At 53.2% G+C, this 1,566-nt stretch carries 2 protein-coding genes and 1 pseudogene; all 3 read left to right on the forward strand.

The features are described from left to right. Positions 1 to 845 (forward strand): annotated as a pseudogene (locus tag AACY44_RS27535) (PAAR domain-containing protein); the annotation flags it as partial. Continuing rightward, a complete protein-coding gene (locus tag AACY44_RS27540) occupies positions 842 to 1,231 on the forward strand; it encodes a hypothetical protein (protein WP_339438003.1) in 390 nt (129 codons plus the stop codon). The pseudogene AACY44_RS27535 and the gene AACY44_RS27540, both read left to right, overlap by 4 nt. Positions 1,232 to 1,313: 82 nt before the next feature. Continuing rightward, a complete protein-coding gene (locus tag AACY44_RS27545; RefSeq protein WP_445261146.1) occupies positions 1,314 to 1,547 on the forward strand; it encodes a DUF3077 domain-containing protein in 234 nt (77 codons plus the stop codon). Positions 1,548 to 1,566 lie beyond the last annotated feature (19 nt).

Here is a 1,566-nt window from a genome sequence, read left to right on the forward strand (position 1 = left end):
TCAGCGATCCGAACAATACTTCCTGCACCTATCAGGAAGCGCAACTGATGCAGGCTGCACAACAAGTCAGCGAATCTCTGGATTCGCTGACGCCTGATGAGGCCGACTTTCTGTATCGACACGGTGCAGAGATCGCCGGTTTCATTGGCCATACCTCAACCTGGCTCGGCGTCAGCGCTGTGGTGATGGAAAAGCATCTGAACAACCTGCGCGAGACGCTGCAGGCTATGGAGCGGCTGCATCAGGACAGTTATCGACAGCACGGACATCTTAGATCAGCGCAGTTCTTTGCTGATCGTCAGCGGTTGATGAGTCAGTTGGATGCGCATTTGCTCAACTCCACTCGCTTGCGCGGGCAGACCACCTTGGGTGATCACCCCAAGTTGAAAACCGCCCTGGGTATATCCAGTCGAAGTCTGGTACTTCACTGGGACAAAGCGGGCGGACCGGGGCAGATTCCGGGGTATGCCGCTCATGTGGAGGCGGTCAGTCGTGCCACGAAGTATATGAAGGCAGGTGGTTACATCGGTATTGGTCTTGGCGGTATCTCCTCGCTGCTAGCTATTGAGCAGGTGTGTAACGGGGATTCTGGGGCTGCGTGTGAGAAGGTTAAGTTTACAGAGGGAGGAAAGTTCGCTGGGTCAGCTGCAGGTGGTGCTTTCGGCGGAGGAATCGCCAAATATGCGAGTGGCCCGATCTGTGTAGCGCTAGGTGCTACTACTGGTATAGGGGGGATAGTCTGCGTAGCGACAGTAATAGGAGCTGGCGCTTGGGTGGGTACGACTTACGGTGGTGGAGGGGGCGAGTATTTGGGAGACAAGATTTATGAGGTTTCTCAACCATGACCAGTATCGACACTTGGTCACCTTGGATTGCGATACTTGTGACTGGGGGGCCAATTATTCTCGGGGTTCTGAGCACTGCATACACTCTTTACCTGAGCCACCGTCACTTGGATGCCATGAAGGAGGCCCTGAAGAATAGCCGCTACATTTATCTATGGGGGCCAAGTTTGGGGAGACGGGGCGTGATTTGGTCTCTTTTGGAAATAGCGAAAATCGCAGGAATGGTCACATGGTCAAAAGCATATATCCGAATTGGAGATGTAAACCCTGTTGATCTTGAAAACTTTCCACCCTACCTGAAACGTCTTTTGGTCATTGATGCGGCGATGAAAATCGTTGGTTTTAGCTGGATTATTGTCGTCGGCATATTGCTGAAACTGAAGTAGTGGGTGATTGATAAATAATGTGAAGTTCCCGGTAGCGAGGGTGTCCGGATCAACGTGGAATCAGTGTCCGGATGTTGGTGGAATGGGTGTCCGGATGGCCATGGAATCCCCAGTCAACGCCGGGGTTCCGCTTGTAGAAGCCCTCGAACACGCATCTCACGTGCTCTATTACGCAAAAATGCTCTCCCTTGAAGCTGCCATGGACCCCAGGGCCGAGAGGTTTGCGTTCGCCTCGCATTACTTGGGCGAAATGGGCAAAGCCATCATCGATGACCTGCTGCTGGCGATGCAGCCCGGCACTCCACCTGTGCAATAAGTAATACGCGCCCGATGTA

Origin of the sequence: Pseudomonas sp. RA_15y_Pfl1_P11 (genome assembly GCF_963970975.1) — a bacterium.
GTDB classification, from domain to species: domain Bacteria; phylum Pseudomonadota; class Gammaproteobacteria; order Pseudomonadales; family Pseudomonadaceae; genus Aquipseudomonas; species Aquipseudomonas tritici.

Bases quoted from the DNA above. Each gene is read 5' to 3' on its own strand.
- AACY44_RS27545 (WP_445261146.1), top strand. From the start codon at position 1,314: ATGGGTGTCCGGATGGCCATGGAATCCCCAGTCAACGCCGGGGTTCCG.
- AACY44_RS27540 (WP_339438003.1), top strand. From the start codon at position 842: ATGACCAGTATCGACACTTGGTCACCTTGGATTGCGATACTTGTGACT.